12 protein-coding genes and 1 pseudogene are annotated in these 16,939 nt (G+C 42.7%); 6 read left to right on the top strand and 7 right to left on the bottom strand.

Features of this window, described 5'->3' with window-relative positions; genetic code table 11:
* Positions 1–260 precede the first annotated feature (260 nt).
* The 6 genes and pseudogenes from DH10bf12_RS09250 to DH10bf12_RS09225 all read right to left on the bottom strand — a co-directional run.
* Positions 261–1,127, bottom strand: a pseudogene (locus tag DH10bf12_RS09250) (IS3 family transposase); the annotation flags it as partial.
* A gap of 14 nt (positions 1,128–1,141) precedes the next feature.
* The gene (locus DH10bf12_RS09245; protein WP_471735040.1) at positions 1,142–1,453 is read right to left on the bottom strand and encodes a transposase; all 312 of its coding nucleotides are present in this window, start codon (positions 1,451–1,453) and stop codon (positions 1,142–1,144) included.
* A 214-nt stretch (positions 1,454–1,667) separates the two neighbouring features.
* A complete protein-coding gene (gene gatB, locus DH10bf12_RS09240; protein WP_471735039.1) occupies positions 1,668–3,101 on the bottom strand; it encodes an Asp-tRNA(Asn)/Glu-tRNA(Gln) amidotransferase subunit GatB in 1,434 nt (477 codons plus the stop codon).
* A 12-nt stretch (positions 3,102–3,113) separates the two neighbouring features.
* Positions 3,114–4,565, bottom strand: coding sequence for an Asp-tRNA(Asn)/Glu-tRNA(Gln) amidotransferase subunit GatA (gatA, locus tag DH10bf12_RS09235; protein WP_471735038.1), 1,452 nt, complete (start codon positions 4,563–4,565; stop codon positions 3,114–3,116).
* Positions 4,566–4,576: 11 nt separating this feature from the next.
* Positions 4,577–4,867, bottom strand: a complete 291-nt coding sequence (gene gatC / locus DH10bf12_RS09230) for an Asp-tRNA(Asn)/Glu-tRNA(Gln) amidotransferase subunit GatC (protein ID WP_039807881.1) — start codon at positions 4,865–4,867, stop codon at positions 4,577–4,579.
* A gap of 168 nt (positions 4,868–5,035) precedes the next feature.
* Positions 5,036–5,461 (bottom strand): YueI family protein, encoded by a 426-nt coding sequence (locus DH10bf12_RS09225; RefSeq protein ID WP_471735037.1) that lies wholly within the window; start codon positions 5,459–5,461, stop codon positions 5,036–5,038.
* A gap of 414 nt (positions 5,462–5,875) precedes the next feature.
* Here DH10bf12_RS09225 and putP point away from each other — a divergent pair, with 414 nt between their 5' ends.
* The 6 genes from putP (at position 5,876) to DH10bf12_RS09195 (ending at position 15,624) form a co-directional block, all read left to right on the top strand.
* Positions 5,876–7,360 carry a sodium/proline symporter PutP gene (gene putP, locus DH10bf12_RS09220; protein ID WP_471738217.1) on the top strand — a complete coding sequence of 495 codons (1,485 nt, stop codon included), beginning with the start codon at positions 5,876–5,878 and terminating at the stop codon, positions 7,358–7,360.
* 372 nt (positions 7,361–7,732) lie between these two features.
* On the top strand, positions 7,733–9,598 hold the full coding sequence (gene glgB / locus DH10bf12_RS09215; RefSeq protein ID WP_471735036.1) for a 1,4-alpha-glucan branching enzyme: 1,866 nt from the start codon (positions 7,733–7,735) through the stop codon (positions 9,596–9,598).
* A gap of 16 nt (positions 9,599–9,614) precedes the next feature.
* Positions 9,615–10,772, top strand: a complete 1,158-nt coding sequence (locus tag DH10bf12_RS09210) for a glucose-1-phosphate adenylyltransferase (RefSeq protein WP_471735035.1) — start codon at positions 9,615–9,617, stop codon at positions 10,770–10,772.
* Positions 10,769–11,794 (top strand): GlgC family sugar phosphate nucleotidyltransferase, encoded by a 1,026-nt coding sequence (locus DH10bf12_RS09205; RefSeq protein WP_471735034.1) that lies wholly within the window; start codon positions 10,769–10,771, stop codon positions 11,792–11,794. Before DH10bf12_RS09210 ends, DH10bf12_RS09205 begins: the two co-directional genes overlap by 4 nt.
* Positions 11,794–13,233: a glycogen synthase GlgA gene (gene glgA, locus DH10bf12_RS09200; RefSeq protein WP_471735033.1), complete on the top strand. Its 1,440-nt coding sequence runs from the start codon at positions 11,794–11,796 to the stop codon at positions 13,231–13,233. Before DH10bf12_RS09205 ends, glgA begins: the two co-directional genes overlap by 1 nt.
* A gap of 3 nt (positions 13,234–13,236) precedes the next feature.
* Entirely contained in the window at positions 13,237–15,624 is a 2,388-nt protein-coding gene (locus DH10bf12_RS09195; RefSeq protein WP_471735032.1) for a glycogen/starch/alpha-glucan phosphorylase, read from the top strand.
* 100 nt (positions 15,625–15,724) lie between these two features.
* Here DH10bf12_RS09195 and DH10bf12_RS09190 read toward each other — a convergent pair whose 3' ends face one another.
* Complete coding sequence (locus DH10bf12_RS09190; RefSeq protein WP_471735031.1) at positions 15,725–16,939, bottom strand: CamS family sex pheromone protein; 1,215 nt, start codon at positions 16,937–16,939, stop codon at positions 15,725–15,727.

The raw sequence follows: 16,939 nt of genomic DNA, 5'->3' as shown, positions 1-16,939 counted from the left end.
CTCGTCTTTGGCGGATGATACAGGGGACAGCTGAAAAATGTTGAAGGTGTAAGATAAAATGCCGGAGCTGATGGAATTTTTTCAAAAGATGATGGCATCATCCAGCAACATCCTGCATCAGGATGAATACATCTGAAAGCTAATAGAAATTGAGCTTATGTCAAGAAAGTGGACACGCCTCTATCACTTTTTTCACTCGTTTTGAACCTGATTCCTTTGTAGAATCAGGTTTTGCTTTTCTTAAGTGAATGGTTCCCGGATCATTCACTTATTGCCTCACTTCGCTTCATGCTCTCAAACTCTACCGGTGTCAGATAACCTAAAGTGGAGTGTAGACGTCGCTCATTATAGAATCCTACATATTCATGAATCAAAGCACGTGCTTCTGCCTTCGTTTGAGGCAGCTTTCTGTACAGGAATTCCTGTTTAAAGCTTGAGAAAAAAGACTCTGCACATGCGTTGTCATAGGGATTGCCTTTCCGGCTCATACTGACGACAGCTTCAACCCTTTTAAGGATGTCCAGGTAAGCATCAGATGTGTATTGAGTTCCACGATCTGAATGGTGGATCAAACCTTCAGACGGGTTCCTGAGAATAATGGCTTCCTCTAACGCTCTTTTGGGTAGTTCAGTTTTCATTTGATCATCGATCTGGTAAGTAATAATCCTTTTTGAACAAAGATCAATCACAGGGTTAAAATACAGGGTGCCTTCAAGGGTCATCACGTACGTGATGTCGACAGCCCAAGCCATATTTAACTGCTTAGGCTCGAACTGGCGATTCAATGTATTTGGATAGACCCTATTTTGGTGGTTGGAATCTGTCGTCATCACTCGCTTCACAAGCGTTCTCGCGATCAGATTCAGCTCTCTCATCCGGTTGGCAACGGTTTTTTGAGACACGATCCATCCTTCTCGTATCAGCTGGGCATGTACCCTTGGGCTTCCGTATGTCCCATAGCTTTCATGAAAGATCTGAGAGATCTTTTCCTCTAGTGCCGCCTTTTTCTTTTCCTGTTCAGACGACCCCTGCTTTTTACGCTGAAGGTATGAATAATAACCTGAACGCGAGACCCCGAGGAGTGTGCACATCTTCATCACATGGTGTTCCTGATCATGTGCCTCTACAAACTCAAAGACCTTTACTTTCTTGGGTCTTCTGTGAAGATGTGCATAGCCTTTTTTAAGATGTCATTTTCTTCTTCGGCTGCTTTGCGTGCTGCCTCAGACGCTTCGAGTTTTGCTTTGTATTCAGAAGCAGTAAGGAGTTCCTCCTGGGATGTTTTCTTTTTTTCATCCTCTTCCTGTCTGTAAGCATTGACCCAACGTTGAAGACTTGGATAAGAGATTCCTAATTCCCGCTCAATATCCGCCATCCTTCTGCCATCATCCACCACCAGCTTCGCCACATACTTTTTAAACCCTTCGTCATAATGCTTATAATTCCGATCCATTTTAGACCCTCCTCCATGATTTACAATTAGTTGTATTCTATCACTTTGGTGTGTCCACAAAATATACTAACGACAAAATAATCTGAAAGCTGATAGATAAATCCAAAAAGGTGCACGAATCATCCCCACTCACCAGCACCCGTACCAACGCCACCGCATTCCCACTCCAAACAAAAAAAAACGCACTCAAAAAGTGCGTTTCTCCCCAAAATATTTACCGCTTCTTAATCTCCTGCATCAGCAGCTTATTCACCATCGGAGGATTTGCCTGTCCCTTCGATGCTTTCATAATCTGTCCGACTAGGAAACCAATTGCGCGGTCCTTACCGTTCTTAAAGTCTTCAATCGACTGCGGGTTGTTATCAAGTGCTTCAGTGACAAAACCAAGCAGCTGACCTTCGTCAGAAATCTGTACGAGACCTTTATCTTTTACGATCTTGTTTGGATCTCCGCCTTTTTCGATCAGTTCCTTGAAGACCTTTTTCGCAATTTTAGATGAAATCGTACCGTCTTCAATCAGCTTGATCATACCTGCAAGCCCCTGAGGCGTCAGTGCAGTATCGCCAAGCTCTTTTTGTTCAGCGTTCAGGTAAGCAGATACTTCACCCATCAGCCAGTTAGAAGCAAGCTTTGCATCTGCACCCTGCTCAAGTGTGAGCTCAAAGAAATCAGACATTTCTTTTGTGAGCGTTAATACCATCGCATCATATGCAGGCAGGCCAAGGTCTTCTACATAACGCTTTTTACGTGCATCCGGAAGTTCAGGGATTGTTTTACGAACGCTTTCCTTCCATTCTTCATCAATCACCATTGATACAAGATCAGGTTCAGGGAAGTAGCGGTAGTCATCAGAGCCTTCTTTTACACGCATCAATAGCGTTTTGCCTGTAGACTCGTCAAAGCGGCGTGATTCCTGCTGGATCGATCCGCCTGATAATAGTACTTCTTCCTGACGCTTTTCTTCGAACTCAAGACCTTTTTTAACAAAGTTAAATGAGTTCAGGTTTTTCAGCTCAGTTTTAGTACCGAATTCTTCACGACCAACCGGACGGAGTGAGATGTTCGCATCACAGCGAAGTGATCCTTCTTCCATTTTACAGTCAGAAACGCCTGTGTACTGGATGATTGACTTGATTTTTTCAAGATAAGCGTATGCTTCAGCAGGTGTTCTTAAGTCCGGCTCAGATACGATTTCAATCAGCGGTGTGCCCTGACGGTTGTAGTCGACAAGTGAGTATCCTTTGTCAGTATGCGTCAGTTTACCTGCATCTTCTTCAAGATGAAGACGTGTAATACCGATTTTCTTTTTATATCCGTCCACTTCAATTTCAATCCAGCCATGTTCACCGATCGGCTGGTCAAATTGTGAGATCTGATAAGCTTTCGGATTATCCGGGTAGAAATAGTTCTTTCGGTCAAACTTCGTATGTTCAGCAATTTCACAGTTCAGTGCCATTGCAGCCTTCATACCCCAGTCTACTGCGCGTCTGTTGATGACAGGCAGTACGCCCGGGTAACCAAGGTCTACAACGTTTGTATTTGTGTTCGGCTCCGCACCGAAATGCGCAGGTGCAGGAGAGAACATTTTTGAATCAGTTTTTAACTCTACGTGTACTTCAAGTCCAATAATCGTTTCAAAGTTTGTCATGTCTTCTCCCTCCTACAGTTCCGGCTTCATGTTGTGGTTTGCTGCCTGCTCATATGCGTGTGCCACGCGGTATACAGTACTTTCATCAAAGTGCTTCCCGATGATCTGAAGACCAAGTGGAAGACCATTTTCAGAGAGTCCTGCAGGCACAGAAATACCCGGTACACCTGCAAGGTTCACAGGGATTGTCAGGATATCATTTGCATACATTGTCAGCGGGTCATCAATCTGCTCGCCGATCTTAAATGCAGGGGTTGGCGTTGTAGGTCCTACGATGACATCATAGTCCTCAAACACTTTTTCAAAGTCCTGCTTAATTAATGTACGGACTTTTTGTGCTTTCTTATAGTAAGCATCATAATAGCCTGAGCTTAATGCGTAAGTACCAAGCATAATGCGGCGTTTTACTTCGTCTCCGAAGCCTTCAGCACGCGTCTTTTTATACAAGTCGATCAGGTTTTCAGCGTTGTCAGCACGGTAACCGTAGCGGATACCGTCAAAACGTGCAAGGTTCGCTGATGCTTCAGAAGAAGACAACAGGTAATAAGTTGCTACACCGTACTTAGAGTGAGGAAGTGATACTTCATCAATCGTTGCACCAAGTCCTTCAAGTACTTTTAGTGCTTCGCGGACTGACTGGCGTACTTCTTCACTTACACCATCACCAAGATATTCTTTCGGTACAGCAACCTTTAATCCCTTAATGTCACCTGTCAGTGCACTGCGGTATTTAGGAACGCTGACGTTAGCAGACGTAGAGTCATTTGGGTCAAGACCTGCGATTGCTTCTAATAGATAAGCATTATCCTCGACGTTCGTAGTAATAGGTCCGATCTGATCAAGAGATGATGCAAATGCAATTAAACCAAAGCGTGATACACGGCCATATGTTGGCTTAAGACCTACAACACCACAGAATGATGCCGGCTGACGGATTGATCCGCCTGTATCTGATCCAAGGGAAAATGGAACTTCACCGGCTGCAACTGCTGCTGCAGAGCCACCTGAAGATCCACCGGGAACAGTTTCAAGGTTCCATGGGTTCTTTGTTTTAGCAAAATGCGAGTTCTCTGTTGATGAACCCATTGCAAATTCATCCATGTTCAGTTTTCCGATTGTGATTGCGTCAGCTGCGAAAAGCTTGTCAGCAACTGTTGCGTTATAAATCGGATCAAAGTTTCCAAGGATTTTACTTGCTGCTGTTGTACGCAGCTCTTTTGTCACAATATTATCTTTGACACCGATCGGCATTCCGTAAAGAAGGCCTTCATCAGTGCCCATTTTACTTTGCAGCTCTTCTGCACGTTTAAGCGCACGCTCTTCATCAAGTGTCAGGAATGCCTGAACCTTACCATCTACTTCTTCAATACGTTTATATGATTCACGGACAAGATCAGCAATTGTAATCTCTTTTTTATGTAAAAGATCATGCAGATCAGCCAGCTTGTGATCGAATAAAGACATCTTTTGCCCTCCTACTCTAAAATCGTTGGCACCTTCACCTGTCCATCCTGGTGATCTGGTGCATTTTTTAGTACTTGTTCACGCGGCAGCCCATCAACAGGCTTATCTTCACGCAAAATGTTCTTCATATCGAGCACATGCGTTGTCGGTTCAACGTTTTCGGTATCAAGCTCATTCAGCTGTTCTGCGAAAGTGATGATTGAGCCGAGCTGGTCTGCAAATTTCTCTGCTTCCTGCTCATCAATATTCAGTCTCGCCAAATGCGCTACGTGTTTAACTTCTTCTTTTGTAATCTTTGTCATTGTGACTCACCTCCGTGTATGTTCGAACACTCACAATACTGTTTATCATACCAAAAAGGCAGGGTCTCAGGCAACTTTACCTGAATATCCCTGCCGAATAGTGTTATTAATTTTTTCATTAAATGGACGTAATACCCAGTTCACCCATATTAAAATAGAAGAAACGCATTATGAGCGGAACAGCCGATCCCAAAATGATGGTGCTGCACCGTTATCAGCATGTCTCTTAGGAAGCGAGATGTCTTCTTTATCAATTGCTTCTAAATGAGACAAGACCAGACCGTACTCAGAATTGTATTCTTTATTTGTTACGACCTGATAAGACAATTTATACCGGTCTGCTAATTGAATATATTTTGATAAAAAACGGTAATTCATGTTTCCATTTAAAAACATCTTTAGATCACGGTGTTTTTTAACTGCCTGTTCAATCTCAGGGTACACGTCTGATTCACGCACCTGGTTTTGCAGGAGCGCAAATTCCACCCTTTCCCTGATTGATGTTAAAAACATTCTTCTTTCATCTGGCAAAGTTTCTCTGGCACCATATATCCCTTCCTGAATATAATCATCAACACTCTTTCCCTGTGCCATACTCTCACCCTTTCTTTTATCATATCTCCATTGTACAAAATATCTCTTTTCAGGTCATCTATTTGTGCACAAATTCACATATTCTACCTTTTTTACTGCCCATTTAAGGATTTTTATTCCATGCTCAAACGTTTATATAGAAGTGTTTCAGGCGGTTTCACTTGCTAAAATTCAAGGTTTGCGATTAAAATAAAGTATGATTTAATTTTCAGAATTATTTTACTTTAATGTTTTGCAAATCATGCTCTATCCCTTGCGCTTAATAGGGTGACAGCTGTTTAGGCTGATATGATGCAGTTTATATCACTTGAACAGCTTGAAAATATTTGTTAGGTTATTCAACTGTAAGCGTCATGAAACAATTGACACAAAAAATTCATTTTACAAGGAGGAGATTTGGTGGAAGCTGTAGAGATTGGCTTTGAGGTATATATATCTCTCGCATTATATTTCATCGGTATGCTGGCGATTGGCTATTATGCCTATAAAAAATCGACCGGCAATTTATCAGAGTACATGCTTGGTGGCAGAACGCTTGGACCAGGGGTTACTGCATTATCAGCCGGCGCATCTGACATGAGTGGGTGGATGCTCTTAGGTCTACCAGGCTCGATCTATGTATCCGGACTCTCGGGCATGTGGATTGCGGTTGGTTTATCCATTGGCGCATATTTAAATTATTTATTTGTAGCACCTCGTTTAAGAACTTATACGGAAGTGGCAAACGATTCAATCACAATTCCTGACTTTTTTGAGAATCGCTTTGTAGATGATACAAAGATTTTGCGTTTCGTATCCGCAATTGTCATCATTATTTTCTTCACTGTTTATACATCTTCAGGTATGGTTTCAGGTGGAGTTTTATTTGAAAGTGCATTTGGAATGGATTACACATTAGGTCTGTTTGTTACTGCAGGCGTTGTTCTTGCTTACACTTTATTCGGTGGTTTCCTGGCAGTTAGTATCACTGACTTTGTTCAGGGCGTTATCATGTTTGTCGCACTTATTCTTGTACCAATCGTTGCATTCATGGAGCTTGGCGGAATCGGACCTACATTTGATACATTAAACGGTATCGATCCTCAGTTGACTTCATTCTTTGAAGGGACAACGTTCCTAGGATTTATCGGTCTAATGGCATGGGGTCTTGGTTACTTCGGTCAGCCGCACATTATCGTCCGGTTTATGGCGATCCGTGATGTAAAATCACTTAAGACTGCACGCCGTATTGGTATGACATGGATGATCGTTGCGATTATCGGTGCATTATTCACTGGTTTAACTGGTGTAGCATACATTGCAAATACTGGAGCAGAGCTGGCAAACCCTGAAACAATCTTTGTCTTCTTCTCTCAGGTATTGTTCCATCCATTGATTTCCGGCTTCTTACTTGCTGCAATCCTGGCGGCAATCATGAGTACGGTATCTTCTCAGCTGCTTGTTACGTCAAGTGCGCTGACAGAGGATTTCTACAACACATTCCTGAAGCGCAGTGCTTCTGATAAAGAGCTTGTGCTGGTAGGACGTATCTCAGTACTATTAGTTGCATTAATTGCGATCATTCTGTCACTTGATTCAAACAGCACGATTCTTGATATTGTAAGTAATGCATGGGCTGGCTTTGGTTCTGCATTCGGTCCTGCGATCCTGCTTTCACTTTACTGGAAGCGTATGACTCGCTGGGGTGCTCTTGCAGGTATGCTTACTGGTGCGATTACAGTTATCCTGTGGGTATACGTACTTGGATTAAGCAGCTGGTTATATGAAATGATTCCAGGCTTTATCTTAAGTACAATTGCAATCATTGTTGTCAGCATGATCTCATCTAACTCACGCGAACCTGTTCGCGAAGGTTATGATAAGTTCGAAAAAGTACACGAAGTTGAATCAAATAAATAAATTACTTTCAAAACGGCTGGTCAATATGACCAGCCGTTTTTTTATGTTTTCAGCAGGTCATTCTACTTATGTTGTCACCTTATATATCCCGATGATCATAAACAAATGTATCATTTATGATTAAATGCAATTAAATCTCTATTCTTAGTTTCAAGACACCCATTACAGGGAAAATTATGCAGTATTGAGTAAGCACTTTCTTTTTCATACTTAAAATGACATTTTTTATCCGATTTTTGTGGAAAAAGAAAATATTGCAAGCGCTTACTTCTGAATTTTCTAAATTTTTATCGAATTTTCGATAAAACAAGGAGTTTTATATGGTAATGTTGAAATTGTATAGACGAATTTAAATGAGAAAGGATGGCGCACATGGAACAGATCATTAGTGATTTTGACATACACCTTTTCCATGAAGGTACACTTTACAATGCACACGCTACATTTGGCGCTCATCTTGTAAAACAGAAAAAGCAGGTGACCGGCACACGCTTTACCGTCTGGGCGCCTCATGCACAGTCAGTTTCTGTAACAGGCAGCTTTACTGACTGGGAGCCTGGCAGATATGAAATGACCCGGATTAATAAAGAAGGAATCTGGAGCTGTATCATTGATCAGGATTTAGAAGGAGCGCTTTATAAGTACGCAATTACGACAGCAACCGGGGAGCTGATTATGAAATCAGACCCCTATGCATTCCACTCTGAATTGCGGCCACAGACTGCTTCAGTCGTTTATGACCTGTCCGGTTACAAGTGGGGCGATCACCTTTACCGCCAGCGCGTCAGAAAAAGAAGACCGATTTACGAAAGACCCCTTGCAATCTATGAACTTCACTTAAATTCATGGAAGCAAAAAGAAGATGGTTCTTACTTTACATACAGAGAATATGCTGATGAATTAATTCCCTATGTAAAGGAAAGAGGATTCACTCATATTGAACTACTCCCTTTAACTGAACACCCGCTTGATGCTTCCTGGGGATATCAGGGTACGGGGTACTTCTCCCCTACCAGCCGTTTTGGGACGCCGCACGATCTGATGTATTTCATTGACCGCTGTCATCAGGAAGACATTGGTGTCCTGCTCGACTGGGTACCGGGGCATTTCTGTAAGGACTCTCACGGACTATATATGTTTGACGGGCAGCCGTTATATGAATATGACTCATTTAATGACCGTGAAAATCTCGAATGGGGTACTGCAAACTTCAACCTGGCAAAAGGTGAAATCAGAAGCTTCCTGATTTCTAACGCACTATACTGGATGAACTTTTTCAGAATAGATGGACTGAGAGTGGATGCAGTGGCAAATATTATTTACTGGGCTAACAGTGAGCCTGAAACAGCAAACCCCTATGCGACTGAATTTCTTCAGGAATTAAATAAGGCTGTTTTTAAAGAAAATCCACGCTTTCTAATGATGGCTGAGGATTCAACTGACTGGCCGGGCGTGACCAAACCTGTACACGAAGGCGGACTTGGATTTAACTACAAATGGAATATGGGCTGGATGAATGATCTGCTCGATTATATGGAGTACCCTCCTTATGAACGCAGACACCATCATCATAAGCTGACATTCTCACTTGTATATGCATATACAGAAAACTATATTCTGCCACTCTCACACGATGAAGTGGTACATGGAAAACGGTCTCTGCTTCATAAAATGCCGGGTGAGTATTGGGAGAAGTTCGCTCAGTGGCGACTGCTGCTCAGCTATCTGATCACACACCCCGGGAAAAAGCTGCTCTTTATGGGTGGAGAATTCGCACAGTTTGATGAATGGAAATATGTACAAGGTCTTGACTGGTTCCTGAAAGAATATGATTCACATGCTCAGTCAGACGTTTTTACTAAAGAATTAATGAATTTTTATCAGACGCAAAAAGCACTTCACGAGCTTGATCATGATCCGCAGGGCTTTGAGTGGATCGATGCAGACAATGCAGAACAGAGCATATATTCATTTATCAGAAGAGGCAAAAGAAAGAGCGACACGCTGATGGTGATCTGTAACTTCACAAATGTCAGTTATGATCATTTCCGGATTGGTGCCCCGTTTGAAGGAAAGTGGGAAGAAGTATTTTCAAGTGACAGGCAGAACTTCGGCGGAACAAATCACATTAATCAGACAGCAGTGACTGAAGAAAACCCGATTCACAACAGGAAGCAGTCTCTTGATATGAAGATCCCACCGCTTGGCATCACGATTTGGAAGCCGGCAAAAAAATAACGAGGAGCGTGACATAATGGTTAAGAAAAAATGTGTAGCGATGTTACTGGCAGGAGGACAAGGAAGCCGCCTGCATTCCCTTACTACGAAAATTGCCAAGCCGGCAGTACCTTTCGGAGGTAAGTACCGGATTATCGATTTCACACTGAGTAATTGTACAAATTCAGGGATTCATACAGTTGGCGTGCTGACACAGTATCAGCCGCTCGTACTGAATTCTTATATCGGTATCGGTAGCGCATGGGACCTTGACCGCCGTAACGGTGGCGTCACTGTCCTCCCTCCTTACACTGAAGCAAGCGGTGTGAAATGGTACAGCGGTACGGCAAATGCGATCTATCAGAACCTGAATTACATTGAACAATACGATCCTGAATATGTACTTGTGCTATCCGGAGATCATATTTATAAAATGGACTACTCAAAAATGCTTGATTATCACATTCAAAATGAGGCTGAGGCAACGATTTCCGTTATTGAAGTTCCATGGGATGAAGCAAGCCGATTTGGCATCATGAATACCAATGATGACCTTGAAATCCTTGAGTTTGATGAAAAACCTGCTGAACCAAAGAATAACCTTGCTTCAATGGGTATCTACATTTTTAACTGGAAGTCCCTTCAAAAATATCTTGATCAGGATAATGTAAATGAAAATTCATCACATGACTTCGGTAAAGATATTATTCCTTTGTTCCTGAATGAAGGTAAGCGCTTAATGGCTTATCCATTTGAAGGCTACTGGAAAGACGTCGGTACCGTTAAAAGTCTGTGGGAATCAAATATGGATCTGTTAAAAGAGAATCCGGGTCTGAATCTGTTTGACCATTCATGGAGAATTTATTCAAGAAACCCGAATCAGCCGCCTCAATATCTTGCAACAACATCTAAAGTGACAGATTCACTCATTAATGAAGGATGTGTCATTGAAGGTAAAGTATCTCACTCAGTTATTTTCCAGGGTGTATCAGTTGGTGAAGGTGCTGATATTTATGAATCAGTCATTATGCCTGATGCTGTAATTGGAAAGAATGTAACGATTAAGCGTGCAATCGTACCAGGTGACATTGAAGTGCCGGAGGGTATTACCATTACACCTGAACATGGTGATGAGGATGTCATTCTTGTCACAAAAGAACTGGTGGAAAGATTAAGAAAGGACGTGACAGCATGAGTCGTTTATTAGGAGTGATTGACGCAGCCACTGTACAAAGTGGGCTTCAGGATTTAACTTTAAACCGCTCTGTTGCCTCTATTCCTTTCGCAGGGCGTTACCGTTTTATTGATTTTGTTCTTTCAAACATGGTGAATTCAGGTGTAGACAGCGTAGCGATCTTCCCGAAGCATCAGTATCGTTCATTAATGGATCATATCGGATCAGGTAAGAACTGGGATATGGATAGAAAAAGAGACGGTCTCTTCTTCTTCCCCCCTTACTTTGAACCGAATGAGACAACAAGCATCGGATCGTTTTCACGACTTGAACAGCACATCGAATTTTTCAAGCGCAGTCATCAGGACTATGTGGTCATAGCGAGCAGCTACGTGATTGCAAATATTGATTTTGAAGAAGCTTTAGCTGAACACTTAATTCACGATTATGATATTACGGAGGTTCAGCATAACGGAAAGTCTCTTGAGATCTATGTGATTAGTAAAGCGCTGCTGATCGAACTGATCGAAGCAAGACGCCGCTCACAGTTCATCAGTGTGTCAGATGTTGTAAAGCAGCCGCTTCATAATTATAAAATCGGTGCTTATGAACATAAAGATTACACGGCAATCATTGATTCAATCCCTGCTTACCTGAAACATTCAATGGACCTGCTGCGTCATGATGTATGGAGCAAGCTCTTCACACAGGAGCGTCCGATTTATACGAAGGTTAAAGATGAGCCGCCAACTAAATACAGCTCTACTGCCCAGGTACGAAATGCAATGATCGCAAACGGCGCTGATATCCGCGGAAGTGTCGAGAGCAGCATCGTATCAAGAGCTGCAAAAATCGGTGAAGGTTCTACAGTAAAAAACTGCGTTGTCATGCAGAAGTCGCAGATCGGTAAAAACTGTTCTCTGGAATACGTTATTTTAGATAAAGACGTGAGAGTGCTTGATGGCACGTCATTAAAAGGAACAGCTGAGCAGCCGCTTGTACTTCGTAAAGGCAGCGTGCGTGAAGCGGCGGTGGTGCAATAATGAAGGTATTGTTTGCGGTATCTGAATGTGCACCATTTGCAAAATCAGGAGGCCTCGGCGATGTCGCCGGGGCTCTTCCTAAAGAGTTAATCAAACTTGGCGCAGACGTGCGTGTCATACTGCCGAAGTATTCAACGATCTCTGATGAATTACTTGTAAAAGCTAAAAAGATTAAAACCTTCTATGTCAATGTAGGTTGGAGACGCCAATATTGCGGGATTGAAACATTAAAGCATGACGGTATTACATACTATCTGCTCGATAATGAGTTCTACTTCAAGCGAAATGCCCTCTACGGAGATTTTGATGACGGTGAGCGCTTTGCATTTTTCAGCAGAGCTGTACTTGATGCCCTGCCGCTCATTCCATTTAAGCCTGATGTCATTCACGCGCACGACTGGCATACAGGTATGGTGCCGTTCCTGCTTGACCGCCAGTACAGAGCGTATCCATTTTATAAAAATATTAAAACAGTCTTCACTATTCATAATCTGCAGTTCCAGGGGTTATTTCCTGAAAGCATAATTGGTGATTTGCTCAATCTCGACCAGCAGTACTTTTCAGCCGAAGAGCTTGAATTTTACGGAGCTGTCAGCTTTATGAAGGGTGCTCTGTTGAGCGCAAATGCACTCACCACAGTCAGCCCGACTTATAAGGATGAAATTCAGACACCATTCTTCGGTGAAAAACTGGATGGTCTTTTACGTGATCAGTCATTTAAACTGAGCGGGATTTTAAATGGCATTGATATCGATTCCTACCACCCTGAAAAAGATACTTACATTGCAAAGCCTTATTCCTTTAAGACACTTGATGATAAAAAGATTAATAAAGCTGCCCTCCAAAAGGAATTTAACCTGCCTGTGTCTGAGCATGTACCTATTGTTGCGATGGTGACAAGATTGACTGAACAAAAAGGTCTGTCACTCGTTAAGCGGGTCATGCATGAATTATTAAATGATGAGAATATGCAGCTGATTGTCCTTGGCAGCGGGGATCCTGAATTTGAAAGGTACTTCAATTACCTGGCAAGTGCCTATCCGGAAAAAACCGGTGTATACATCGGCTTCAGTGAAGCGCTCGCCCATCGCATTTACGCCGGCGCAGACTTTTTCCTGATGCCTTCATTATTCGAACCATGCGGACTGAGTCAGCTCATTTCACTGCAATATGGAACAATCCCAATTGCACGTGAAACCGGCGGATTAAATGATACAGTTCACTCGTGGCATGAAACAGATCATACAGGCAATGGATTCACTTTCAGCGCATACAATGCACATGATATGAAGCACACAGTTGAACGTGCTCTAGAACACTTTAACAATGAAGAAGTATGGCCGATTCTGCAGAAAAATGCGATGTCAGGTGATTACAGCTGGGCGCGTTCTGCAAAAGAATATTACGACCTTTATAAAGGACTTCAAGGGAGGAAATAATGCATGTTCCAAAATAAAAGAGCATTTAAAGCAGCCTTTTTACAGCGGCTTGAACAATCAAGCGGTTTATCATTTGAACATTCTACTCCACAGCACCAATATCAGACACTTGGTATGATGGTGCGGGAATATGTCAGCACGAATTGGATTGCTTCGAATGAAGACTCCCGTAAAGGCGACCATAAGGAAGTCTATTATTTATCAATTGAGTTCCTTCTTGGCAGGCTGCTTGTCAGCTCTTTAGTGAACCTTGGAGTAAAAGAACTGGTGGATGAGGGATTAACTGACCTTGGCATTAACCTGAGTGAACTTGAAGAAGCCGAAGCTGACGCAGGTCTTGGTAATGGTGGTTTAGGGCGTCTTGCTGCCTGCTTCCTTGATTCCATGGCTTCTCTCTCGATGGCAGGTCACGGTCACGGAATCCGCTATAAGCATGGCTTATTTGAACAGAAGATCGTGAACGGCTATCAGGTCGAACTGCCTGAGCAATGGCTGCGTAATGGGAACGTCTGGGAAGTAAGAAAAACGGATCTTGCCGTTGAAGTGCCTTATTGGGGAGAAGTGAAATGGACTGAGAAAAACGGTCAGATGATTTTTACACACGAAAAGGCTGAAACGGTACTGGCAGTGCCATTTGATATGCCGGTCATCGGCTATGATACAGACCGCGTGAACACATTGCGTCTCTGGGGGGCGGAGCCTGCTAAGCACTTCCCTCCTCATAAAGACTATATGCAGTATAAACGTGACACTGAGCAGATCTCTGAATTTCTCTATCCCGATGATATGTCTGATGAAGGAAAAATTCTCAGATTGAAGCAGCAGTACTTCCTGGTCAGAGCCAGTCTCGAAAGTATCCTGAGAGATTATAAAGAAGACCATGACGACCTGACAGAACTTCATGAGCATGTCGCGATCCATATTAATGATACGCACCCTGCACTTGCAATTCCTGAATTAATGCGCGTATTGATGGACGAAGAAGGAATGGGCTGGGAGGAAGCATGGAGTATTGTGACTCAAACAATTTCGTATACGAACCATACGATTTTATCCGAGGCACTTGAAAAATGGTCAATTGATCTGTTCAGACCGCTCTTTCCACGAATTTACCTGATCATTGAAGAGATCAACAGAAGATTTTGTGAAGAACTCTGGGAAGCATTTCCCGGCGATTGGGATCGCATTGAATCAATGGCGGTCATTGCACACGGCTTTGTGAAAATGGCTCACCTGTCAATTGTCGGCAGTCATAGCATTAACGGAGTAGCAAGATTACACACTGAAATTCTAAAAATGCGTGAAATGAAAAACTTCCATGAGTTTTATCCTGATCGTTTCAACAATAAAACGAACGGGATCACACATAGAAGATGGCTGCTACAGGCAAATCCGGAGCTGACAAATGTAATAAATAATGCAATCGGCACCGACTGGATTAAAGATACGCGCAAGCTGAATGATCTTGTAAAGTTCGCTGAGGACGCTTCATTCCAGGATGAGGTAGATCAGATCAAGCATGACAAAAAACGCATTCTGGCTGATCTGATTCATGAAAAAAATGGCATCAAAGTCAATCCTGATTCAATTTTCGACGTTCAGATTAAAAGGCTGCATGCTTACAAACGTCAGCTGTTAAATATCATGCATGTGATGCATCTGTATAACAGAATGAAGGAAGACAGCTCATTCAAACCGCATCCGCAGACATTTATCTTCGGAGCAAAAGCAGCACCAGGCTATCATTACGCTAAAAAGGTCATCAAACTGATTCACTCAGTTGCGAACCTTGTGAATTATGATCCTGTGTCAAAAGATTATCTGACAGTTGTTTTCCTTGAAAACTACAGAGTCTCTCTTGCAGAAAAGATTATTCCTGCGACCAATATCAGTGAGCAGATCTCTACTGCAAGTAAAGAAGCATCAGGTACCGGAAACATGAAATTTATGATGAATGGTGCGCTGACACTTGGCACATTGGACGGTGCAAATGTAGAAATTGAAGAACTGACAGGGCCAGAGCACATTTTCATTTTCGGTCTGACTGCACAGGAAGTCATGAAATATGAAAAGCATGGCGGCTATCATTCTTACGATTATTATCACGGAGATCCGAGAATTAAAAAGATCATTGATCAGTTTACTTCCGGCTTTTTCCCTGATACGTTCTATGATTTCGAGATGATTGCCGATTCTCTGCTGATGGAAAATGATCAGTATTTTCTGCTGAAGGATTTTGATGCGTATGTACGTGCCCAGCAGCTGACGTCTGAGGCGTATCAGGACCGAAAACGCTGGCTGACTTCAAGTATCCATAATATTGCACGCTCCGGCTACTTTTCAAGCGACCGGACAATCCAGCAGTATGCGGATGAGATTTGGAATTTATAACAATCTAAAAAGAACCCGGGACTTCAATGAGTCCCGGGTTCTTGCTATGTGTGAGGCAGCGATTTGAGATCACATTCACCACATTTGCTTCCTTCATCCCCTACTGCTCATAAATATGAACAAACGGCTCTGTATCATCCGGCTCTTTAATAATCAGCGCTTCAGGTCCGTTGATCGATGTAATGCTCACTTCAATATCAAAGTATTCCGGGAACAGATCGATCAGTCGGCCGGCAATATACTGGGTGAAACCGACGATTTCTGATTTACCATAGAACTGAATCGGAATATCAATTTTGAGGTGTGCCAGCTGGTCTCCTCTATAAAGACCTGTACCGATCACACTGTTGAAGTTAGGAAAATAGGTTTCAATATCCTGCTTGAAGTTCAGGAATGCAGTCTCATCATTCCGATAGCTTTCTCTTGCTTCTTCAGACGGGAATAATACATAATTCTCATTCATTTCATTCCATCCGCCAAGCTCATTGCTGCCACTGTCTGCTGTTGCATACCCGAAGAAGTTACCCGGGATTACTGTGCTTTTAGGCTCCTGCTTGAAAAGCGCAATTGTAATTGGCACTTCAGCAAGCTCTGCCTTTTCAGCGTCATTGGCACCAAGGGCACGAATACGTGATACAACTTCTGCTGCCATTGCCTGCCCTTCCTCCTGAAGAAGGCTTTGAGATATATTCTCCTCAAATGTTGGACCGTATGGGTCACCATCGTTGTTATAATAATAGACTGAGTTCATCGCAAGACCAATGACAATACCACCAAGTCTTACTTTTGATTCATCTTCAGCTGATTTTACAAAGTAGTTATGTTCGAGAATGTGAGCCAGGTAGATCGGGCTTCTTTCGGCTCTTTCAGCCCTTGTACCTTCTCCGTTGTCCACCGGGTTCAATCCGATATTTTCTTCGGGCTCCATTCCGTATTCCGCAAGCTGATCTACTGTAAATTCACGGTTTAACCAGCTTGAAATTGTATCACTTTCAAGAAACTGTCCTGCCTGAAAGAAATACTCTTCAGGTGAAAAGTTCTGCTGTGCCACACGCATCAAACCATTCTCAAATTCTGCGATATCATAATTTGTGTTCAGGTTATTCACAACCATCCCTCTTGATGGTGATGCTTCATATGGCAGTAAGGTACGGTAATACTCATCAGATATTTGGAAATTAGGGATAATGACCGTCTGCTCTTCACTGTTTTCCGGGGCATTTTCCTGCACAACTTCATCTTCCTGTTGAAAAGACGGCATACAGCCGCTCATCAGTAATGCAGTTCCCGTCGCAGCGGCTAACCATTTTTTCAT

Source organism: Jeotgalibacillus sp. 10bf12, assembly GCF_055597105.1.
Note: the sequence above shows the minus strand (reverse complement) of the source record. Positions and strands in the feature narration are given on the sequence as shown.

Bases quoted from the DNA above. Each gene is read 5' to 3' on its own strand.
- glgB (WP_471735036.1), top strand. From the start codon at position 7,733: ATGGAACAGATCATTAGTGATTTTGACATACACCTTTTCCATGAAGGT.
- DH10bf12_RS09210 (WP_471735035.1), top strand. From the start codon at position 9,615: ATGGTTAAGAAAAAATGTGTAGCGATGTTACTGGCAGGAGGACAAGGA.
- DH10bf12_RS09195 (WP_471735032.1), top strand. From the start codon at position 13,237: ATGTTCCAAAATAAAAGAGCATTTAAAGCAGCCTTTTTACAGCGGCTT.
- gatC (WP_039807881.1), bottom strand. From the start codon at position 4,867: ATGACAAAGATTACAAAAGAAGAAGTTAAACACGTAGCGCATTTGGCG.
- DH10bf12_RS09190 (WP_471735031.1), bottom strand. From the start codon at position 16,939: ATGAAAAAATGGTTAGCCGCTGCGACGGGAACTGCATTACTGATGAGC.
- gatA (WP_471735038.1), bottom strand. From the start codon at position 4,565: ATGTCTTTATTCGATCACAAGCTGGCTGATCTGCATGATCTTTTACAT.
- glgA (WP_471735033.1), top strand. From the start codon at position 11,794: ATGAAGGTATTGTTTGCGGTATCTGAATGTGCACCATTTGCAAAATCA.
- DH10bf12_RS09245 (WP_471735040.1), bottom strand. From the start codon at position 1,453: ATGGATCGGAATTATAAGCATTATGACGAAGGGTTTAAAAAGTATGTG.
- DH10bf12_RS09205 (WP_471735034.1), top strand. From the start codon at position 10,769: ATGAGTCGTTTATTAGGAGTGATTGACGCAGCCACTGTACAAAGTGGG.
- gatB (WP_471735039.1), bottom strand. From the start codon at position 3,101: ATGACAAACTTTGAAACGATTATTGGACTTGAAGTACACGTAGAGTTA.
- DH10bf12_RS09225 (WP_471735037.1), bottom strand. From the start codon at position 5,461: ATGGCACAGGGAAAGAGTGTTGATGATTATATTCAGGAAGGGATATAT.